This is a genomic window from Methanobrevibacter sp. (assembly GCF_045539575.1).
Lineage (GTDB): Archaea > Methanobacteriota > Methanobacteria > Methanobacteriales > Methanobacteriaceae > Methanocatella.
This window is the reverse complement of the sequence record NZ_JAZQFM010000049.1, coordinates 33331-52438: the sequence shown is the minus strand read 5'-3', so window position 1 is coordinate 52438 and position 19108 is coordinate 33331. Positions and strand designations below refer to the sequence as shown.

Below are 19108 nucleotides of genomic sequence, written 5' to 3'. Positions count from 1 at the left end.
TTTAATATCGATATTAAATTAAAAAATTTTTTTACTATGACAAATTGTTTTCGAGCAATTTAATTAATGAACTTAAACGAGGATTTTGATGAATAAAGAAACTACTATGACAATAGTTAAGTCAATAATAATCATAGCGATTTTATTAGCTGTTGTCTTTGCATTAAAAGTCCCTGCGGCTGATTTGCATCTTTCCGATGATCTCAAAGCAGAGTACACTGATTCATCCGGTCTTCCTTATTTCAGTGAAATGGATTCATATTATAACTTAAGGTTGACTGAGGACTATGCAGATCATGGTTATGTAGGAGACGAAATGATAAATGGTAGTGAGTGGGATATGCACAGGTACGCTCCTACCGGAAATGAGATTAATTACGAACTGGGTATTGTATACCTTACGAACTTTATACATGACACCTTCTGCGGTGACATGAACTTAAGAGAAGTTGCATTCTGGACAGGTGCTGTAATTTCCACATTAGCGGTTATTCCTGCATTTATCTTTGCAAGAAGACTGACCAACGATTACGGTGCTATTGTAGCAACTCTGATTATTGCGCTTGCTCCGAACTACTTTGCGCACACATTCCCAGGATTTTTCGATACAGATATGTTTTACTACATATTCTCCCTGTTCTTTATATTCTTCTTTGTAGAGACAATAAGGGCCAAAAATATAATATTCAAGGTTATATTTGCTATATTGTCAATTATTGCAATAGGTCTGTTTTCACAGTCCTGGACAGGTTATATCTTTTACATAGGTCTTATGGGAATATTCGCAGTTGTTTACTTGATTGTAAGTTACTTCTTCAATGTCGGAGAAGACACTCAAGACGAATACTCAAACAAGCTCATGTGGTTCCTGCACCAAAATGAATTCCTCTCAATTGTCATTTTGGGAGTTGTAGGATTTGTCGGTCTTGCTATTTTCCAAGGTCTTGAAGGTGTTACAGGAATATTTGGAAACTTACTTGGATTACTTTCCCTGCAATCTGCATCCAGGGTCGTTGGCGGTTTCCCTAACGTTCTTGTTTCTGTTGCAGAGATGCAAATGCCAAGTTTGCTTGGTAAAGGAATGACTTCTGCATTTTTAGCAAATACCAATGGTGTAATAAACGGTATTGGTGGTATTGCAGTTCTATTCACAGGTTTAGCAGTATTGTATGCATTAATTAAAAGGGCATTAAAATTCAGAACTGCTAAAGTCAAAACCCCTGGAAGCACTACTAAAAAACCTCCTAAAGGCAAAAGGTTATCTTCCGCTAAAAAAATCGACAACAGTTTCAGATCCAATATTAATTTTGGCAGTTTCAATTTCGGTTCAGCTGATGAACTCTTGTCTTCAAAACACTTGACAATTCTTTACGCAACCTTATTTGTTGTTTGGGTAGTTGTCACAGCTCTTGCGGTAAGTAGAGGTTCAAGGTTCATTACCACCATTGTATTGCCATTCGGTCTTATGGCTGGTATATTTGTAGGATTTGCAACCGATTACATCAAGAATAAATTGAACAATGACAAATGGATTATTGCAATTGCAGTATTATGCGGATTCCTTGCAGCAGTTCCTTTGGCTCAAGTCAATGTCATATTTGGAGTCCTGCTCTTCATCGCAATTGTTGCATGCGCTTTAATTACAGTTTACGGTATCAAGAATACCGCATCCAAAAAAGTTCCACTTAAAAAGTATGTTATAATCATAGCTATGGTAATTGCATTGATTACTCCAACAGTATGCGGTGCTTATATGACTTCATCCACTGTTGTTCCTGGTACAAGTGACCCTATGTGGAATTCAATGGAATGGATTAATGAAAACACTCCTGAAGACACTGTAATCACATCCTGGTGGGACTTCGGGTACCTCTTTGAGATTGCTGCCGACAGACAGGTAACATTCGATGGGGGTTCTCAATCAGGTGACCGCGCATTCTGGCTGGGTCAGGCGATGACAACTGATAATCTGGAATTGTCTGCAGGTATTTTCAGAATGTTGGATTCAACAGGTACACTTGCTCAAAACACATTGATTGAATACACAGGAGATTCAGGTAAAGCTACCGATATCCTTATTGATATCTTACCGAAAACAGCAAGCGACGCTGAAAAAGACTTGACAAGCAAGTATCACTTGACTGCTGATCAGGCTAAAACCGTAGTCAACTACACTCACCCTGATGATGTGCGTCCTGTAATATTTGTAGCATCTTCAGATATGCTCGGTAAGGCAGGCTGGTGGACATACTTCGGTGCATGGGACTTTGAAAACCAAACTTCCGAAAACTACAACTACTACGTTCCAACACAGCAAGTGGAAGTAAAACCTGGAAGCACTAACAAGTTGTCAATACTTGACGACCAAGGAATGACAGTCAATGCGGTTATTACTCGCGGTACAGGAAACAACACCACTTCAGCTTACACTGAAGCGGTATACACAGAAACCGGTGAGCAGATTATGATTAACGACACTCCATACAACCCATTGAACATTTCTCACATAATCGTAATTGAAGACGGTTATGTCATGAAAAACGAGTCTGTAAGCGGTGTCAAAGACGCTAACTTCACTATGTTCCTTATGGGTAGTGAGAATCAGTACACACCTATCCTGATTAGTAATGAGCTGTCCAATTCAATGTTTACCCAACTCTTCCTCTTAGGTGGAGCAGGTCAGGACATATTTGAAAATGTGCACACCGAAAGCGGTGTAATGCTGTTCAACGTAAACTTTAACAATACAGTTGCCGGTGGAGGCTCAGGCAGTTCCAGCAGCAACTCAACAAACACTTAGATTAGGTTTCACCTAATCTCTATTTTTTTATTTTTTCAATAATTCTTTAAAATTCTGCTGTTTTTTCAAAGTATTTATATGATATTAACAACATAAATTTAGTCATAATATATACTTTTTATTAATGATTATTGTGGCGATTTTATGGGTATAGAAGAGAAAATTAAAGATATTGAAGAGGAAATTCAAAAGACTCCATATAATAAAGCTACTTCACACCATATTGGTAAACTTAAAGCAAAATTATCAAAATTAAAAGAGGAATCTCTGCAGCGTAGCAGTGGAGGATCAAAAGGCCAGGGATTTCATGTAAAAAAATCCGGTGACGCTACCGTTGTGCTTGTAGGTTTCCCTTCTGTAGGTAAATCTACATTGTTGAATAATATTACTAATGCTGAAAGTAAGGTTGGAGCTTATCAGTTCACAACATTGGACATTGTTCCGGGTGTAATGGAACATAAGAACGCTAAAATTCAGGTTTTTGATATTCCTGGAATTATCACAGGTGCAAGTAGCGGTAAGGGAAGAGGTAAGGAGATTTTATCCGTTGCAAGAACAGCAGACCTGATACTGGTTGTTCTCGACACTTTCAATCCGCAGCACATCAAGGTTATCCTTAATGAATTGAGGGCCATTGGAATCAGGCCTAACGAACAGCCTCCGGATGTCACTGTCAAAAGGAAAAAGCTTGGCGGTGTAAAGGTATCATCAACCTGCAAGCTGACCCACATGGACGAAAAGACAATCAGGTCAATCCTAAATGAGTACGGATATATTAATGCGGATGTTCTTTTCAGGGACGACGTGACAATGGATCAATTTATTGACGTTCTTGACAGAAATAAATCATACGTTCCGATGCTGGTTCTTTTAAATAAGGTGGATCTTGTAGATGAGGCATACCTTGAAGAGCTTAAGAAATACATTCCCGATTTCATTCCGATTTCCGCCGACAAGAATACCAATATCGATGAGCTGAAAGACATTATCTTTGACAATCTTGACTTGGTTCGTGTTTATCTAAAGCCGCAAGGCAGAAAAGCGGACATGGAAGATCCGCTGGTTATCAAGAAAGGCTCTACAGTAATAGATGCATGTGGAAAACTCCACAGGGAATTCGTGAAAAACTTCCGTCATGCAAAAATCTGGGGAACCTCAGTTAAGTTTCCGGGCCAAAAGGTTGGTCCCGACCACGTACTTGAAGATGAAGATGTTTTAAGAGTTATTTTGAAAAAATAATTCTTACTTTTTTGATTTTTATGAGCGAAGCTATTTTTATAACAGGCACTCCGTGCACTGGAAAAACCACAGTCAGCGAAAGGTTATCCTCTAAACTGGGCTGCGGACTGATTAAGATTAACGATTTGGCAATTGAAAACGATTTCGTTTTGGGAATTGATGATGAGAAAGGATATAAGGTCATTGACATTCCCAAATTGAATGAAAAGGTCTCTGAAATCATTTCCGGCAGCAATGAGCTTCTTATTTTTGAAGGGCATCTGGCACATTTGTGTGACGGTGCCGATAATGTGATTGTTTTAAGGGTAAGGCCTGAGATTCTGCGCTCAAGACTTGAAGGGCGTGATTATTCAGAGTCTAAAATTCATGAAAACCTTGAAGCTGAAGCTATGGGGGTCTGCACTGCGGAAGCCTATGACATTTATGGTGAAGAAATCTCCGAAATCGATGTAAGCGACTTGACAGTTGATGAGATTGTAGATGAGCTTTCAGGCATAATCTCCGGTGAGAAAACCTATCCTGTCGGTGAAGTTGATTTTATGGACTGGCTGATTTCAAATTCATAATTATTTTTTCACAACAATTTTTTATTATGAAAGCAATTTTCCTAAATAATAACAATTTTTCTTATTTAGGTCAATAATTGATTTATGTTTCTCTTTTTTTATATTGCACACTTGTGCTTTTGCGTATTCCAAAAATATTTATATATGTTGGATTTCAATATTAAAATAATTGTTCTAGCTAGTTCAAGCACTAAAAAAGTTGCAACATTAAATCTTTTAAGTGCTTTAAATTGTAATCATGTGATACTATGGTGCGAATTACATTAGATATTGATGAAAAGCTACTTGAAGATTTGAAAAAACAAGCATTAAATTATAAATCTAGTTATTCAGATTTGTGTTGTAAATTCATTAAGCAAGGACTTGATAATATGTCAACAGTAACTATTAGTGATGAAGTGATGGAAAAAGTTAATATAAAATGTAGACGTTCTAATAAAACTCCATTTGAAGTCATTAATGAAGTTTTATGGGATGCATTGGGCAAAATGGAAGAAATTCCGGATGATATCGATGGAGACAAAATCTGGAATTTGCTTGAACATGACAAACCTGAAGGTGATGATATTTTAGATAGGATCACTGATATGTTTGATTAAAAATTCAAAACACCCCGGAGGATAAAATGATTTTTTTAGACTCTTCATATATTAAAGGTTTGATTCTAAAAAATGATGATTATAACCAAAAATCAGGGTTTTGAAAGGATTGGTTAATAATTCTTTCTTTTTTAGATTTTTGTGAAAAACTATTTTAGTTTGTGTCGTGGCATTATGGTTAAAATATGTTTAGATATTGATGATGAGGTACTTGCAGAGTTAAAAAAACGAATTTCTAAAAATGAATTAAATCTTGATGATTTGATTAAAAAATATGTCAGAAAAGGATTTGAAAAAGAAAAATTGGATGATACTATGTTAAATGTAACTTTAAATGATGCTGTTGTGGAAAAGGTTAATATAATGTCAAAATTAACTGATAGAACTCCTGAAGAGGTGGTCAATGATACTCTTTGGGATAATCTTAGAAAAATAGAAGATGTTCCTGATGAAATTAATCATGAAAAAATTTGGAGCATGTTGGAGCATGACAATCCAGAAGGCGATGACATTTTAGATAATCTCATCCGTCTGGGTAAAGAAGGTTGGGATTAATTATTAAATAAACACCACTTGATGATTTTCTTAGACATTACTTATGTTAATGGTTTAATAATTAAAAAAGATCCATATAAAAGGTTTTCAAATAATATTAAACCTTTTTTAGATAATGAGGCAAAAGCAACCAACATCACTGTTCTAGTTGAGGTATTAAACAGTTTAAAGAGAAATAATTTCACTGGAAATTTTAAGGATATTGTAAATCAGTTGTTAAATGTTCATGTTTTTGATTTTTTGTCCGAAGACGACTATGAAAAAGCTATGAATTTGTTTAGATTTTACAACCATAGTATTAATTTTGCAGATTGTACCATATTGGTATCTATGCAAAAGCATGGGATTACTAGAATAGCAACATTTGATTCTGATTTTGATAAAATCAATTGGATTAATAGAATCTACGGGTTTTATTAACCATTTATTTTTCCTCCAAACTTTATTTTTTTTAAAAATATTGAAAAATCCATAACCTTTATAAATAGTAATAAACATATTTATTCTTAATATTCATATTAACCTAAGGTTAGCTTTTAACTATGGTTTTTGTTTTAATTTGCGCAAATCATTTTAATTCAATTTTGAATATTATATCCTATTTTCATCATTTATGAGGAGGATATTTTGAGTAGAGGAAAACGACCAAAGTGGATGATTGAAATAGCGATTGAAAGAATGAACATTCTTTTTGAGCGTGCCGAGATGGAATTCATCACCCATCCGGAAAGGTCCGATCGCTATGTTGAGTTAGCATTGAAGTTGTCCACCAAATACAATACCAAGGTACCTGAGAAATGGTCCAGAAGATATTGTAAGAAGTGCAAGCGTTTCCTTTATCCTGGCCATAATTGCACCGTCCGGCTAGTTAACTCAGAGGTTAACATTTTTTGTGGTGAATGTGGTCATGTAATGAAAATTCCTTATCACAAGGAAAAAAAGTTAAAGAGGAGAGCTAAATATGAGTCAAAGCAAAAAAGAAATGATGAATAGAGCTCTTGGTGCGATGACAATCAACATTGGTAAAAGCGGTGTCAACGATAATGTTATCGAAGAAATCAAACGCCAGCTCAAGGCTAATGAGATTGTTAAACTTAAATTTGCAAAAAATATCGCTAGAAATAAAGATGATTACATAGATGAAATTGTCTCTAAGACTAAAGCACAGCTTATAGACGTTAGAGGCCATGTTGCTGTAATCTATAAGAAAAAGCCTTAAACATTTTAAATTTAGAGTTACAGGCCCTATTTTTTAGGTCTTAAATTTACAGTGGATTAAGCTACAATTATTTAATAAAATATTGGAGAATTAATATGACTACTGTATTTGATGTACCTGCAGATTTATTAATTGAAAAAGTCGCAGAAGAATTTAAAAACAATGAGAAAATCAATTCCCCTGCATGGTCCAATTTTGTTAAAACCGGTGTTCACAAAGAAAGAAAACCGGAAAATGCTGATTGGTGGTATGTAAGAACTGCTTCTATCATCAGAAGAGTTTACATGGACGGTCCTGTAGGAGTTATGAGTTTAAGAACTTTCTACGGTGGTAAAAAAGACCGTGGTGTACGTCCTGAAAAATTCATGAAAGGTAGCGGATCTATCGTCAGAACCGCTTTACAACAATTAGAAGACGCAGGATATGTGGAAAAAGTTGAAGGTGGAAGAGTTGTCTCCCCAGCAGGAAGATCATTCTTAGATAAAATTTCTGCTGAAATCATTAAAGATATTCCTGAACTTGAAAAATACTAATTATAATTCGGAGAGTTTGATATGAGCGATTTAGATGAAATTCGTCAAAAAAGAATGGCTGAATTACAAGCTCAACAAGCTGCTATGCAAAATCAGGCACAGCAACAAGCTGCTGCTCAAGCTCAACAGCAAGAAGCACAGGCACAATTTGAAGCTCAGAAAAAACAGATTCTAGCTCAAATTATGACTCCTGAAGCTCGTAATAGGCTAGGAAACCTTAAATTAACCAAACCTGAACTGGTCAATAACATTGAACTTCAATTGATTCAATCCGCTCAGGCTGGAAGTTTAAGGGGTAAGGTCACTGATGAGCAATTGAAAGTCCTTTTAAGACAAATTGCCGGTCAGAAAAGAGAAATTAAAATTACAAGGAAATAATGTCAATGAAAGCAGCCGTATTATATAGTGGAGGTAAAGATTCATCTTTCATGGCAGTCATGCTCAAAAGATTGGGTCTTGACGTTGAATTGTGCACTGCGAATTTCGGTGTTTATGATTCATACATTCCGGCTAGCAAATCAGCGGCATCACTCGGATTCGACCATAAGGTTTTGGACATGGACTTTGCTATCCTGGATAAAACCTGTGACATGATTCTGGAGGACGGATTTCCCAATGATGGGATAAAGTTCATCCATGAAAGTGTTGTTGAGTGTGTTGCAGAAAAATATGACATTATTGCTGATGGGACAAGACGTGATGACAGAACTCCCAAATTAACAGTCAATCAGATAAGAAGTCTTGAAGATAGGAAAGATGTTCAATATATAAATCTGGACAGTTTTGGTCACAAATCTGTCAAGCTGATAACCTCTGGCCTGTTTGAAATTTCACATGAAAAGTCAAACAAGGACAATAGCTCAGATTATGAAGTGGAAATCAGGACTTTGATTGATGAGAAAGGGGGAAATTCACTGGATATATTCCCGGAACATTATCAAACTCGTGTTATTGGATATAAAAAATAATTATTATTACAGGTGAGAAAATGAGTAGAAATAAACCATTAGCTAAAAAATTAAGAATGGCAAAAGCAAACAAACAAAATAGGAGAATTCCAATCTGGGCTTATGCTAAAACTAATCGTAAACTTAGATACAGACCAAAACCTAGACATTGGAGAAGAAACAGTCTTAAATTATAAGAGGGGTTAATATGGAAAGAGTTTACACAATTCCACTTAGAAATGTAAAAAATGTCAAAAGGACCATCAGAGCTCCTAGAGCTATCAGAGAAGTACAAAACTTCTTAACTAAACACATGAAAGCTGAAGAAGTTAAACTTGATGAGTCTATCAATCATGCAATTTGGGAAAGAGGTATTCAAAAAATACCTTCTAAAATTACTGTAAAAGCAGTTAAAGATGATGATGGTGTTGTAAAAGCTACTTTAGCAGAATAGGCTATAGTACCTTCGCCATAATATTTGATTAATGTGAGGTAACAATATGTTGAAAAGAGTTGATATTGTAGGAAATCCTAACATAGGAGTCTTCATTCTTGCAACTGACGATATAGCTATTGTTCCTTATAATCTCCTGGACGAAAAGGCCGAAATTATTAAGGAAACATTAGAGGTCGACGTTGTCAAGTCTTCTATTTCCGGCAGTAATCTTATAGGATCTTTAGCTGTGGCTAATTCAAATGGTATCGTTGTTTCCCCACATGTTTTGGATAGAGAAGTTAAACAATTTGAAGAATTAGGATTGAATGTTGCTGCAATTCCTTCCCAGTACACTGCTGTTGGAAATATCGTTGCTGCAAATGATGCGGGCGCTATCATTAGTCCGTTCTTATCCGAAGATGCAAAAAACATAATCGAAAACGCTTTGGATGTCGACGCTGAGGCTCATGCAATAAGCGGAAGCGACATCATCGGTTCACTTGTTAAAGTGACCAACAAGGGATTTCTGATTTCAAGCAATGCAACTTCAAGTGAAATTAACTTAGCTCGTAAAGTATTTGGTGTTGAAGGAGATATTGGTACTGTCGGTAAAGGTATTCCTTTGGTCGGCGCTTGTTCCATTGCAAATTCCAATGGCGCAATTGTAGCTAAAGGTAGTACTGGTCCTGAAATGGCTAGAGTTGAAGAAGCATTAGGCTTTTTGGATGATAATTTTTAATTAATATATCATGAGGGATTTTATATGATAACAAAAATTTACAGAGTTAAAGGTACTTTTGTAATGGGCGATGAATATCATAAATTCACTAAAGAATACAAAGCTACCAGTGAACAAAACGTTGAAGAAAAAATCTACGCACGTTTCGGTAGTAAACATGGTATTAACAGGAATCAAATTTCTATCAAATCCATTGAAGAAATCGCTCCTGAAGATGTTCAAGACCCAATTGTAAAAGAAATTTTATAGACACGTAGGTGTTACTATGGAAGATCAGCAAAGATTAAACAGTCTTCTTAATGAAATCAATGCATACAGACAACAAGCTGAATTAATTCAACAGCAAATTGAAATGATTCAGGCTTCCATCGCTGAAGTTGATTCATTATTTTCCACTTTAGAAGATATTGAAGGTAAGGAATCTGTCGAAGCATTTGTGCCTGTAGGTGCTGGTTCTTTCATTAAAGGAGAACTTAAAAGTACTGACGAAATTATTGTAAGTATTGGTTCAGGGCTCGCTCTTAAAAAAGATGCTGACGGAGCTCGTGAAATACTCACAGGTCAAAAAGAAGATTTAAAAGATAGCTTAGACAAAATGCTGGCTAACTTGCAGCAATGCACCGACATTGTTGGATCTCTTCAGGCTCAGGCTGAGCAAATCGCTGCTGCAGCTCAGGGTGGAATGACCCAAATGAGATAAATATTTTACAATTTTTTCTTTTTTCTATTTTTTTTAAAACATTTTTAATTAATTTTTAGCCTTATTTTGACTTCTTTTTTAAATACTATGAAAAATATAAATATTAATAATTAAATTTTTAACTAACTAACAGGTTGGATTATTTTGTTTGAATCATTAAAGAAGAAATTTTCACGTACAAGTGAAAAACTAGAGGAAGAGCTTATCGAAGAGGCGGAACAGGAGGACAACCTTAAAGAGGAAAAAGGTACCAGGTTCTCATTTTTCTCATTCGGTAGGAAAAAAGAAGAAAAAGAGGAAGAAAAAGAAGAGGATGATTCCAATTTACTTCCTGAAGCAGAAGAAGAAACTGCAGAGGCTCCTGTAGAGGAAATTGAGGAAGTCGACGAGGAAGAGGATGAAGAAGCTCCTGAAGAAGTCGAAGAAGATGAAGAGGACGAGTTGGAATCAGAAGATGATGAGGAAGAAATTTCTGATGACGAAGAAGAGGAAGTCAAGGAAGAGAAAAAGTCTGGTTTACTCTCCAGACTGATGGGCCAATCCAAAAAAGATGAATCCGAAGAAGAGGAAGAATCTGGGGAAGCTGAAGAGCCTGAAAGTGAAGATGAAGAGGAAGAAAAAGAGGAAAAATCTCACTTCTGGAGCAGGAAAAAAGATGAAGAGGAAACTTCCGAGGAAGAGTCTGAAGGTGAAGATGAAGAGGAAGAAAAAGAGGAAAAATCTCACTTCTGGAGCAGGAAAAAGGATAAAAGCGATGTTTCAGCAGACGGCGAAGCTACCGGTGGAATCTTCTCATTCGTTCGTGAAAAAACCATTCAGGAAAAGCACGTTGAAGATATCCTATTCGAACTTGAAATGGAACTCCTCCAGGGGGATGTGGCTATGGAAGTGGCCAGTGAGGTTGTTGACGGTGTAAAAGACAATCTTGTAGGTAAAAAAATCAAAAGAAGCAATGACATTACCGAGCTCACCTTCAACGCATTAAGGGACACCGTAGCAGAAATCATTGACGTTCCTGGAAAATCCATGACTGAAATGATCGAGGAGAAAAAGGCACAGGGAGAACCTTTGGTTGTAATGTTTGTGGGTATCAACGGAACCGGAAAAACCACAACTATCGGTAAACTGGCAAATTATTATCTCAATAAGGGATACACTCCGGTTATTGCCGCTTCAGATACATTCAGGGCAGGAGCAATCGAACAGGTTACACATCACGCTGACAATGTGGGCGTTAAAATCATCAAGCACCAGAAGGGTTCAGACCCTGCAGCTGTTGCATTCGATGCAGTTGAACACGCTAAGGCTCAAGGCAAGGAACTGGTCTTAATCGACACTGCCGGAAGAATGCAGACCAACACTAACCTTATGGATGAAATGAAGAAAATCAAGAGGGTTTCAAAACCTGACCTTGTTATTTTCGTTGGTGATGCTCTAACAGGTAACGATGCAACCGAGCAGGCTAAAAAGTTCAATGAAGCTATTGACATTGACGGTGTAATCCTGACCAAGGCTGACGCTGACAGTAAGGGAGGAGCCTCCCTGTCCATTGGTTACGTAATCCAAAAGCCTATAATGTTTTTAGGAGTCGGTCAAGGATACGATGACATCATGGAATACGATGCCGAATGGATGTTGAACCAATTATTCAGTGAAGATGAAGAAGTTGCAGAGCTAGCGGATTAATATCCAAATAGCTCTAAAAATTCTTTTTTTTAGAAATTACCTATTCTGAATGATTTTTGTAGTAAAGTTTATATGTGTTAAAAAAGTCAAATTAATAGTGACGAGTGATTTAATCCAAAAAAATTAGGGTGATTAATATTAAATACAAATCGGTTTTAATCATTTGCATTTTTTTGGCTGTATTGTCTTTAAATGCAGTCTGTGCAAGTGATGTTAACCAAACAAGTGATCAAATAGCGATAGATAATGATTCAAATATTCAAACAATTGAAAATGGTGCAGATGTTGAAACTGCACAGGATAATGAGATTCTAGCTGTCGATTCCGAGGATAATCCGGTCGCCAGCAGTAAGAGTAGCGTTGTTGCTACTAGTTCTAAAACTTCTTCTAACAGTGTTTTCATTAAGAACACCAACTTTGTAATTCGTATTTTAGATGATAATGGTGTGGGCATTGCAAACAAACAGGTTCAGGTAGACTTCAAGACCGCCACCAAGAATCTGACAACAAATTCCAAGGGATATGCTTATTTCAATCTCTATGCATTGGGAACCTACACTCTCAAATATTCCTTTAAGGCTGACGGATATGAGCCTGTTTCCGGTTCTAAGAAAGTTACCGTTGTCGGAGACTCAACATCCAAGATTACCGGATCATCCAAGTATACTGCATATGTGGGCATAAACAACCCTTACGTCGTCACATTGAAAACCGGCGGAATCAAGATGCAGGGCAAGAAAGTTGTCTTTAAGGTAAACGGCAAGACATACAGCAAGAAAACCAATTCCAACGGTAAGGCAACACTCAACATCGACCTGCCTAAGGGAACATACACCCTTAAATGCATCTTTTATGGAATGAAAAATGCCAAATCCGCAACCAAATCCGTAAAGGTAACCGTCAAGAAGGGCTCACCTACAAAACTGGTATTGCAGAATTCAGTTGAGTATGTCCATCAGGTTTCAGCTCCTTTCATACTCAAGTACAAGGACGCTCATGGAAATCCGATACCGTCCAAGACAATAGTATTTAAAATCAACGGAAAAACTTATACCAAAAAGACAGACAAGAACGGTATGGTAACATTCAACATCAAGCAAAAGCGAGGTATCTACAAGGTCAGCGTCAACTCATACAACACAGAGTATCTGAAACGTACCAGCAAAACATATTCCGTTGCGGTCAAGTCAGATTCAACCAACAACAACGGTTTCTGGCTCTTCGGGTCTGACATGAAGGATGTCGACCTGTCTGAGGTTGTCAAGTACGGTACAAACCACATATTCCTGAACTATTATGCCATTGAGCATTTCGGAAAGAGTGCCGTTGCCGATTTTGCCACTGAAGCCAAATCTTTAGGCATCAAGGTCCATATCTGGATGCAGGCATTCAATGACGGAGGATGGATTTCTCCTGTAAACAGTGACGGAACCTACAAGTACACCCTCTTCAATTCAATAATCAAGAAAGCCAAGGAATATGCGGCCATTGATGGTGTTGCAGGAATTCACTTTGACTATCTGAGATTCCCCGGAACAGCATACAAGCACACAAACGGTGTTGCTGCAATCAATTACTTTACAAAAACAGCATGCACTGAACTGCACAAGATGAATTCTGATTTGATTGTCTCAGCGGCAATAATGCCTGAACCGTCTTCAGACAAGTATTATTACGGTCAGGACATTCCTACCTTGTCCAAATACCTTGATGTTCTTGTCCCTATGGTATATAAGGGAAATTACGGTAAGGATGCTTCATGGATCAAGTCAGTGACCGCCACTTTCGTTTCACAATCCAACGGTGCTGACGTCTGGACAGGTCTTCAAGGATACGTTTCAGACAGTAATGTCAAGAAACTTTCCGCTTCAACACTGAAAAACGACGCAAAGTATGCAGGTTACGGTGGAGCAAACGGTGTCATAATATTCAGATACTCCCTGTTCAACTTCTTCAACTTTGACGAGTTATAGGTGTTAACGTGAAAAGGTCAATAATATTGTTGATGTTGGTGATGGCTCTTCTCTCTATTTCAGCAGTGGCCGCTGAGGACAATGTCACTGACATTGATGATGATTTTGTTGAGACAGTAAATTCCACACTCTCCGAGCCAGTCAAATCCGATTCCCAATTGTCAGCAAACGACACTGTCGGATATGAGAGTTTTTCAACACAGATTAATGCAACATTAAATTCAAATGGCACTGCACTGGCTTCAAAACCCGTAATTTTCAGCATTGATGGAAACAACTATACACGACTCACAGACAGCCTTGGTAATGCAGTTTTGGATATTGCCCTTTCCCGGGGAAATTACACTGTCAATTATTTCTTCCTGGGCGATAACTCCACCAACCCTTCAAACGGGTCCGCCACTGTAACTATCAATGCCCCTACAAAAACAGTTCTGAAGGTTGCAGACAAGGACATCAATTACCGTCAGGGATTGAAATCAGTCTTCATTGTCCGTCTTCTGACAGATGCCGGAAAGGCGGTTAAAAATCAGGAAATCGTATTCAGGGTCAACGGAAAAACATACAGGAAAACTACAGACTCCAAGGGTTATGCGCAGATATTCCTGAGCCTTAAGAAGGGAACCTACAAGGTTTCATATTCATTCGCATCAAGCAGTCCTTATCTTTCATCAAGCGGCTCCCATAAGGTTAAGGTGAAATCCGCCCTGAGTAAGGGAAACGGATATTGGATGTGGGCCAGCGGAATCAAGTCCGTCAGTCTCAAGACATTGAAATCAAAGGGAACCAAGCAGATCTTTTTGAATTCTTATGCATTTAATCTCTACGGTAAAAAGAAGGTAACTTCCTGGATTTCAAAGGCTAACAAGTATGGGATGAAGGTTCACATATGGATGCAGGTATTCTTCAACGGCAAATGGGTAAAACCTTTAAAAAGTGACGGGTCTCCCAATTATGGAATGATGAAAAAGAAAGCCGCAAAGGCGGTTTACTATGCAAAAATCAAGGGAGTTGCCGGTGTTCACATGGATTATGTCAGATTCGGAGGAACCGCCTACAAGTATGACAATGCCATAAAGGCAGTCAACTACTTTGTAAAGAAGGTCTCCGTTGAAGTCAGAAAGGTGAGGCCGAACTGCATTCTTTCAGCGGCGGTAATGCCTGAGCCTGATGCAAACACTTACTATTACGGCCAGGACATTCCGACAATGACCAAATACCTGGATGTCATTGTCCCTATGGCCTACAAGGGCAATTACGGCGAGGGAACTTCATGGCTTAAGAGCGTGACCAAAACCCTTGTTTCACAGTCAAACGGCGCTCAGGTCTGGACAGGCCTTCAGTCATACAAGTCCGACAGTAACGTTAAAAAGCTGACTCATTCCCAGCTTCTAAAAGACGCCAAGGCATGCAAGAGCGGCGGTGCAAAAGGTGTGGTTCTCTTTAGAATCGGTTTAACAAAACTTCTGAATTTCAATAAGGTTTAAAACCTTATCTACCATTTTCTTTTTTTCATAGCTTTAATGCGCTTTTTTTCAATATTTTTCTTTTTGTCTGACTGGTACTGTCTGTTCTGGCGAATGGTTGTTGTTTCGTTGTTTCTCATAACTGTTACAAGGTCAATTGAGTTTCCGCTGCATGCCATTACCACTCTGATTTCCTTATAGTCCTTTGATGGCGGCGCCTTGAATACTGCAGCATACTTTTCCCTTTCTATGTGTTCATAGCTTATAGGCTCTTCATTTAAAAGGCAGTCAACCACATATTCCCTTGAAATTCCATTCTCGTCAAGCCTTTCTATGAAATGTCTGTTTTCAAAACACCAGTTTATGTCTGATGTGTCTCCCATAATAAATTTGTCAAATACATTCATCATAATACAATATGTAAACATTATTATATATCGTTTTATAAAAATTATATCATGTCTGAACAAGCGCAATGGGATTCGTCATTGGCATTCATTTTTGCTATGATTGGAGCTGCTGTTGGGTTAGGTAACATTTGGCGTTTCAGCTATGTACTGTATTCTAATGGTGGAGGTTCCTTTTTCATACCTTACTTTATAGCAATTGCTATTATGGGAGTTCCATTTTTAATATTAGAATATGGTGTAGGATTCAGTTTCAAGGAGTCCTTTTCGAAGATCATGCGGAAAATCAAGCCTGAATTCGAAATAATTGCCTGGATACTGGTTCTTTTCGTGTTTATAGTAACGATTTATTATATGGTAATTCTAAGCTGGGACTTGGTTTACCTTTTAAGCAGTTTCACATTCAATTGGGGTACTGATACTGCACAGTACTTTGTAAGCACTGTTGGCGGAAGCTCAAACCTTTCAAACGCCAGTTTTCTTTTAATTCCAACAACAATTGGTGTTTTAATCTTATGGGTTGTCCTATGGTTCATCTCCCACAGGGATGTCGACAAGGGAATAGGTAAGATTTCAAAGATACTTATTCCGGCATTGTTTGTCATAATGGGAATCATCATTGTCTATGCATTGACATTGCCTGGTGCTAACGTCGGTATCGAAACCCTGCTCACTCCTGACTGGAGCATGCTTGGGGATGTGAACATCTGGCTTGCGGCATTCGCTCAAATCATTTTCTCATTGAGTATGGGTCAAGCTATTGCGCTTACATATGCAAGTTACCTGCCTGAAAACTCAAAGTTAATCGACAACGTATTGATTGTGGTTGCATCCAACTCAGGATTTGAAATCTGTACTGCATTCGGTGTATTCTCAATTTTAGGTTACATGTCAGTTACAGCGGGAACCCCTATGGTTCAGCTGGTTACCGAGGGTACAGGACTGGTATTTGTAGTATTCCCAATGATTTTCAACATAATGGGTCCTGTCGGTCGTGTATTGGCTCCATTGCTGTTTTTAGCAATTCTCTTTGCAGGAATCACATCTGCTTTAGGATTCTTCGAGCCAATGCTGAATTCAACATCCGTCAAGCTCGGATGGTCCCGTAAAAAAACCGCAACAGTATTGTCAATTATCGGTTGTGCATTTTCAGTTATTCTGACTACTGGTATCAGCAGCTACCTTGTCGGAATCGTTGATTCATTCGTCAATGAGTTTGGAATATTGCTATTGATCGGTATTCAATGTATCATATTTGCATGGTTCTACGGTGTCGACAAGTTCCTTCCTGCATTGAATGAAACATCAACATTCAAGGTCGGAACAATTTGGACTTTCGTAATCAAATATCTCTTGCCATTGGTATTGATTGTAATGTGGGCAATAGGTATTATCAAGCTGTTCTCAACAGCAAAAGAATTCGAGATTATAGTCGACCTGATTATTATCGTTGGTGTTTTGGTATTTGCATTTATACTCACCAAACTCAAACCGGCCGGGGATAACTAATATCCCTATTTCTTATTTTTTTCCTTGAATTTTACATATCAAATAATTGCTTTTAGCTATTTTGATATTAATTTTAGTTTGAAAAGTAGTAAGATAATTAATCGTTTCTTTTGATATATTTGTGGTGTGGTAATTTTTACAAAGTTGTTTCGGTGATATCTACATAAAAAAATAAAAAAAGAATAATTTATTAATAAATTATACTATGCTCCGTTGACTGCATTGACTTCCTGATATGTTACATACATCGCATATATCCAGAATATGATGCTTATGATGGAGAATGCCATGTGCACCCACATACCCAGGACGTTCAATACGATTCCGATTGCAAAGAATATCAGTCCTTTTTTTACATCTCCTGCATATGCGATACCGAGTCCGGTGAATATGAAGGAAATGACTAATGCAATGATCATATTTTTTTGAGCCATGTTATCTTCCTCCCATTTTTTTTAAAGCGTTAAGCTAATTTTATATTTAAATGTTATTTTATTTATAAATATTTAAAAAAAGTAATTGAATCATGCCTTTGGGGGAAAATAGTAGAATGAGTCAATAAGTTATCTTGGGGGGTGAGTCCCAAGAAAACTTAAACTAAAAATTTTTTTTAGATAACACGAGAGTGTGTTACAGATTATATTCTTAATTAGATAATATTTAAAGATTTACTTATTTTTATGTGCCTAAATTTACTCATCAGCTTTTTAAAAATTGTTTAGTAAAGTATTTTTGCCCATATGGGTATTTTGTCGGTAATGGGGTTCGGAATGGCATTGGCAATTGCTGATTTGATGATGGGTGTTATAGCCGGGATTTGAATAATTTCTATTTTTCCTGCTTTGGATTGAGATGTTTGGATTCTTTTTTGATTTCACATTCAACGTTGTTCTTTAGGATTATCTGCTGTGTTTTATATCGTCCGCTTTTTGGAACCGGAATTGGATTTGAGATTTTTCTAGCTTCGCATTGAATCTGTTCGCCTTTTAACCTATCTCCTTTTTTAACGTATGTTGCCATTATATCACCTAATATTTAACATTCAATTTTGTACCGTTTTCTTCCAATTCTGTGATGATGTCGTCCACATCAAAAAGCGGGAGCTGAAGATCGTATACAATATCTGAAAAGTTCGGATTTTCGTGAGTTTTACAGTATTCAATAATTTCTGAGATCTGTTGGTCTTTTGGAATATCTCTAAAGCTCATTTCCCTTTGAATTATGCCGTCATTGTAGTTATTGAAATATGCAGTTCTTGCAATGACATTTACGGAGCTGGTATTGCTCATTCTGTCAATATCAATGCCATCGATTTCAGGAAATAGCACAACCGTATTTTCAATTTCATCTATTATTGGTTCAATTTCTGCATATATGGAATTGAAATGGTCTAAAATTCCATTGAAAAACATTTCCTGAGTTACATGAACATTGAGCAGTAATTTGGTTTCTGTTGTCCAACCTAAATCATTACAGACTTCCAATGAGAATTCATTGTCGGGAAAATGTTTGTCTAATTGCATTTCCATTGCATTAAGAATTTTTTGGGTATTTTCATTGGCATTGATGAATTCTGTAACTTTTTCGGGAGAAATTATTTTGAATTTGCCGTCTAAATTTTCCATCATATTTTGCTCTCCATTGATTTTAGTTTGTAAAATTGCAGTCAGTTTGTAAAATTGCTTTGATTTCACTTTAAACTGCTTTATTTTTCTTGTATGGGAAAATATGATT

24 protein-coding genes are annotated in these 19108 nt (G+C 37.1%); 20 read left to right on the top strand and 4 right to left on the bottom strand.

Annotation, left to right across the window (positions count from 1 at the left end; genetic code table 11):
* Positions 1-88 precede the first annotated feature (88 nt).
* From ACKI30_RS06230 to ACKI30_RS06140, 19 genes are all read left to right on the top strand, one after another.
* Entirely contained in the window at positions 89-2800 is a 2712-nt protein-coding gene (locus tag ACKI30_RS06230) for an STT3 domain-containing protein (RefSeq protein ID WP_407410830.1), read from the top strand.
* Positions 2801-2944: 144 nt separating this feature from the next.
* Complete coding sequence (locus ACKI30_RS06225) at positions 2945-4039, top strand: OBG GTPase family GTP-binding protein (RefSeq protein WP_407410829.1); 1095 nt, start codon at positions 2945-2947, stop codon at positions 4037-4039.
* 20 nt (positions 4040-4059) lie between these two features.
* Positions 4060-4605 carry an adenylate kinase family protein gene (locus ACKI30_RS06220; protein WP_407410827.1) on the top strand — a complete coding sequence of 182 codons (546 nt, stop codon included), beginning with the start codon at positions 4060-4062 and terminating at the stop codon, positions 4603-4605.
* Between the two features lie 248 nt (positions 4606-4853).
* The gene (locus ACKI30_RS06215) at positions 4854-5204 is read left to right on the top strand and encodes a hypothetical protein (RefSeq protein ID WP_295163001.1); all 351 of its coding nucleotides are present in this window, start codon (positions 4854-4856) and stop codon (positions 5202-5204) included.
* Positions 5205-5378: 174 nt separating this feature from the next.
* A complete protein-coding gene (locus tag ACKI30_RS06210) occupies positions 5379-5759 on the top strand; it encodes a hypothetical protein (protein ID WP_407410825.1) in 381 nt (126 codons plus the stop codon).
* A gap of 21 nt (positions 5760-5780) precedes the next feature.
* Positions 5781-6179: a type II toxin-antitoxin system VapC family toxin gene (locus ACKI30_RS06205; RefSeq protein WP_407410823.1), complete on the top strand. Its 399-nt coding sequence runs from the start codon at positions 5781-5783 to the stop codon at positions 6177-6179.
* Positions 6180-6386: 207 nt separating this feature from the next.
* On the top strand, positions 6387-6752 hold the full coding sequence (locus ACKI30_RS06200; protein ID WP_295163009.1) for a ribonuclease P protein component 4: 366 nt from the start codon (positions 6387-6389) through the stop codon (positions 6750-6752).
* Positions 6721-6978: a YhbY family RNA-binding protein gene (locus ACKI30_RS06195; protein WP_295163011.1), complete on the top strand. Its 258-nt coding sequence runs from the start codon at positions 6721-6723 to the stop codon at positions 6976-6978. The genes ACKI30_RS06200 and ACKI30_RS06195 overlap by 32 nt, the downstream gene beginning before the upstream one ends.
* 95 nt (positions 6979-7073) lie before the next feature.
* Positions 7074-7511 (top strand): 30S ribosomal protein S19e, encoded by a 438-nt coding sequence (locus tag ACKI30_RS06190; protein ID WP_407410821.1) that lies wholly within the window; start codon positions 7074-7076, stop codon positions 7509-7511.
* Positions 7512-7532: 21 nt separating this feature from the next.
* Positions 7533-7889: a DNA-binding protein gene (locus ACKI30_RS06185; RefSeq protein WP_407410819.1), complete on the top strand. Its 357-nt coding sequence runs from the start codon at positions 7533-7535 to the stop codon at positions 7887-7889.
* Positions 7890-7894: 5 nt separating this feature from the next.
* Entirely contained in the window at positions 7895-8479 is a 585-nt protein-coding gene (locus ACKI30_RS06180) for a hypothetical protein (protein ID WP_407410817.1), read from the top strand.
* A gap of 20 nt (positions 8480-8499) precedes the next feature.
* Complete coding sequence (locus tag ACKI30_RS06175; protein WP_004032463.1) at positions 8500-8655, top strand: 50S ribosomal protein L39e; 156 nt, start codon at positions 8500-8502, stop codon at positions 8653-8655.
* An 11-nt stretch (positions 8656-8666) separates the two neighbouring features.
* Positions 8667-8912, top strand: a complete 246-nt coding sequence (locus ACKI30_RS06170; RefSeq protein WP_292741864.1) for a 50S ribosomal protein L31e — start codon at positions 8667-8669, stop codon at positions 8910-8912.
* A gap of 46 nt (positions 8913-8958) precedes the next feature.
* The gene (locus ACKI30_RS06165) at positions 8959-9633 is read left to right on the top strand and encodes a translation initiation factor IF-6 (RefSeq protein ID WP_407410815.1); all 675 of its coding nucleotides are present in this window, start codon (positions 8959-8961) and stop codon (positions 9631-9633) included.
* A gap of 24 nt (positions 9634-9657) precedes the next feature.
* Positions 9658-9882 (top strand): 50S ribosomal protein L18Ae, encoded by a 225-nt coding sequence (rpl18a, locus tag ACKI30_RS06160; RefSeq protein ID WP_407410813.1) that lies wholly within the window; start codon positions 9658-9660, stop codon positions 9880-9882.
* A gap of 16 nt (positions 9883-9898) precedes the next feature.
* On the top strand, positions 9899-10333 hold the full coding sequence (pfdA, locus tag ACKI30_RS06155; RefSeq protein WP_292741858.1) for a prefoldin subunit alpha: 435 nt from the start codon (positions 9899-9901) through the stop codon (positions 10331-10333).
* A gap of 144 nt (positions 10334-10477) precedes the next feature.
* Complete coding sequence (ftsY, locus tag ACKI30_RS06150; RefSeq protein ID WP_407410811.1) at positions 10478-12019, top strand: signal recognition particle-docking protein FtsY; 1542 nt, start codon at positions 10478-10480, stop codon at positions 12017-12019.
* A 173-nt stretch (positions 12020-12192) separates the two neighbouring features.
* Positions 12193-13992 carry a putative glycoside hydrolase gene (locus ACKI30_RS06145; protein ID WP_407410809.1) on the top strand — a complete coding sequence of 600 codons (1800 nt, stop codon included), beginning with the start codon at positions 12193-12195 and terminating at the stop codon, positions 13990-13992.
* 8 nt (positions 13993-14000) lie between these two features.
* Complete coding sequence (locus tag ACKI30_RS06140) at positions 14001-15479, top strand: hypothetical protein (protein ID WP_407410807.1); 1479 nt, start codon at positions 14001-14003, stop codon at positions 15477-15479.
* A gap of 8 nt (positions 15480-15487) precedes the next feature.
* Here ACKI30_RS06140 and ACKI30_RS06135 read toward each other — a convergent pair whose 3' ends face one another.
* Complete coding sequence (locus ACKI30_RS06135; protein WP_407410805.1) at positions 15488-15865, bottom strand: DUF4258 domain-containing protein; 378 nt, start codon at positions 15863-15865, stop codon at positions 15488-15490.
* A 51-nt stretch (positions 15866-15916) separates the two neighbouring features.
* Here ACKI30_RS06135 and ACKI30_RS06130 point away from each other — a divergent pair, with 51 nt between their 5' ends.
* Positions 15917-17374, top strand: a complete 1458-nt coding sequence (locus ACKI30_RS06130; protein ID WP_407410803.1) for a sodium-dependent transporter — start codon at positions 15917-15919, stop codon at positions 17372-17374.
* Between the two features lie 203 nt (positions 17375-17577).
* Here ACKI30_RS06130 and ACKI30_RS06125 read toward each other — a convergent pair whose 3' ends face one another.
* From ACKI30_RS06125 to ACKI30_RS06115, 3 genes are all read right to left on the bottom strand, one after another.
* The gene (locus ACKI30_RS06125; RefSeq protein ID WP_407410801.1) at positions 17578-17808 is read right to left on the bottom strand and encodes a hypothetical protein; all 231 of its coding nucleotides are present in this window, start codon (positions 17806-17808) and stop codon (positions 17578-17580) included.
* Positions 17809-18202: 394 nt separating this feature from the next.
* On the bottom strand, positions 18203-18394 hold the full coding sequence (locus tag ACKI30_RS06120; RefSeq protein WP_407410799.1) for a hypothetical protein: 192 nt from the start codon (positions 18392-18394) through the stop codon (positions 18203-18205).
* A gap of 8 nt (positions 18395-18402) precedes the next feature.
* Entirely contained in the window at positions 18403-19002 is a 600-nt protein-coding gene (locus ACKI30_RS06115; protein WP_407410797.1) for a hypothetical protein, read from the bottom strand.
* Positions 19003-19108 lie beyond the last annotated feature (106 nt).

What these genes read in the sequence shown, in the direction of transcription:
- ACKI30_RS06230 (WP_407410830.1), top strand. Translation starts at nt 89, where the DNA reads ATGAATAAAGAAACTACTATGACAATAGTTAAGTCAATAATAATCATA.
- ACKI30_RS06225 (WP_407410829.1), top strand. Translation starts at nt 2,945, where the DNA reads ATGGGTATAGAAGAGAAAATTAAAGATATTGAAGAGGAAATTCAAAAG.
- ACKI30_RS06220 (WP_407410827.1), top strand. Translation starts at nt 4,060, where the DNA reads ATGAGCGAAGCTATTTTTATAACAGGCACTCCGTGCACTGGAAAAACC.
- ACKI30_RS06215 (WP_295163001.1), top strand. Translation starts at nt 4,854, where the DNA reads ATGGTGCGAATTACATTAGATATTGATGAAAAGCTACTTGAAGATTTG.
- ACKI30_RS06210 (WP_407410825.1), top strand. Translation starts at nt 5,379, where the DNA reads ATGGTTAAAATATGTTTAGATATTGATGATGAGGTACTTGCAGAGTTA.
- ACKI30_RS06205 (WP_407410823.1), top strand. Translation starts at nt 5,781, where the DNA reads ATGATTTTCTTAGACATTACTTATGTTAATGGTTTAATAATTAAAAAA.
- ACKI30_RS06195 (WP_295163011.1), top strand. Translation starts at nt 6,721, where the DNA reads ATGAGTCAAAGCAAAAAAGAAATGATGAATAGAGCTCTTGGTGCGATG.
- ACKI30_RS06190 (WP_407410821.1), top strand. Translation starts at nt 7,074, where the DNA reads ATGACTACTGTATTTGATGTACCTGCAGATTTATTAATTGAAAAAGTC.
- ACKI30_RS06185 (WP_407410819.1), top strand. Translation starts at nt 7,533, where the DNA reads ATGAGCGATTTAGATGAAATTCGTCAAAAAAGAATGGCTGAATTACAA.
- ACKI30_RS06180 (WP_407410817.1), top strand. Translation starts at nt 7,895, where the DNA reads ATGAAAGCAGCCGTATTATATAGTGGAGGTAAAGATTCATCTTTCATG.
- ACKI30_RS06175 (WP_004032463.1), top strand. Translation starts at nt 8,500, where the DNA reads ATGAGTAGAAATAAACCATTAGCTAAAAAATTAAGAATGGCAAAAGCA.
- ACKI30_RS06170 (WP_292741864.1), top strand. Translation starts at nt 8,667, where the DNA reads ATGGAAAGAGTTTACACAATTCCACTTAGAAATGTAAAAAATGTCAAA.
- ACKI30_RS06165 (WP_407410815.1), top strand. Translation starts at nt 8,959, where the DNA reads ATGTTGAAAAGAGTTGATATTGTAGGAAATCCTAACATAGGAGTCTTC.
- rpl18a (WP_407410813.1), top strand. Translation starts at nt 9,658, where the DNA reads ATGATAACAAAAATTTACAGAGTTAAAGGTACTTTTGTAATGGGCGAT.
- pfdA (WP_292741858.1), top strand. Translation starts at nt 9,899, where the DNA reads ATGGAAGATCAGCAAAGATTAAACAGTCTTCTTAATGAAATCAATGCA.
- ACKI30_RS06135 (WP_407410805.1), bottom strand. Translation starts at nt 15,865, where the DNA reads ATGAATGTATTTGACAAATTTATTATGGGAGACACATCAGACATAAAC.
- ACKI30_RS06130 (WP_407410803.1), top strand. Translation starts at nt 15,917, where the DNA reads ATGTCTGAACAAGCGCAATGGGATTCGTCATTGGCATTCATTTTTGCT.
- ACKI30_RS06125 (WP_407410801.1), bottom strand. Translation starts at nt 17,808, where the DNA reads ATGGCTCAAAAAAATATGATCATTGCATTAGTCATTTCCTTCATATTC.
- ACKI30_RS06120 (WP_407410799.1), bottom strand. Translation starts at nt 18,394, where the DNA reads ATGGCAACATACGTTAAAAAAGGAGATAGGTTAAAAGGCGAACAGATT.
- ACKI30_RS06115 (WP_407410797.1), bottom strand. Translation starts at nt 19,002, where the DNA reads ATGATGGAAAATTTAGACGGCAAATTCAAAATAATTTCTCCCGAAAAA.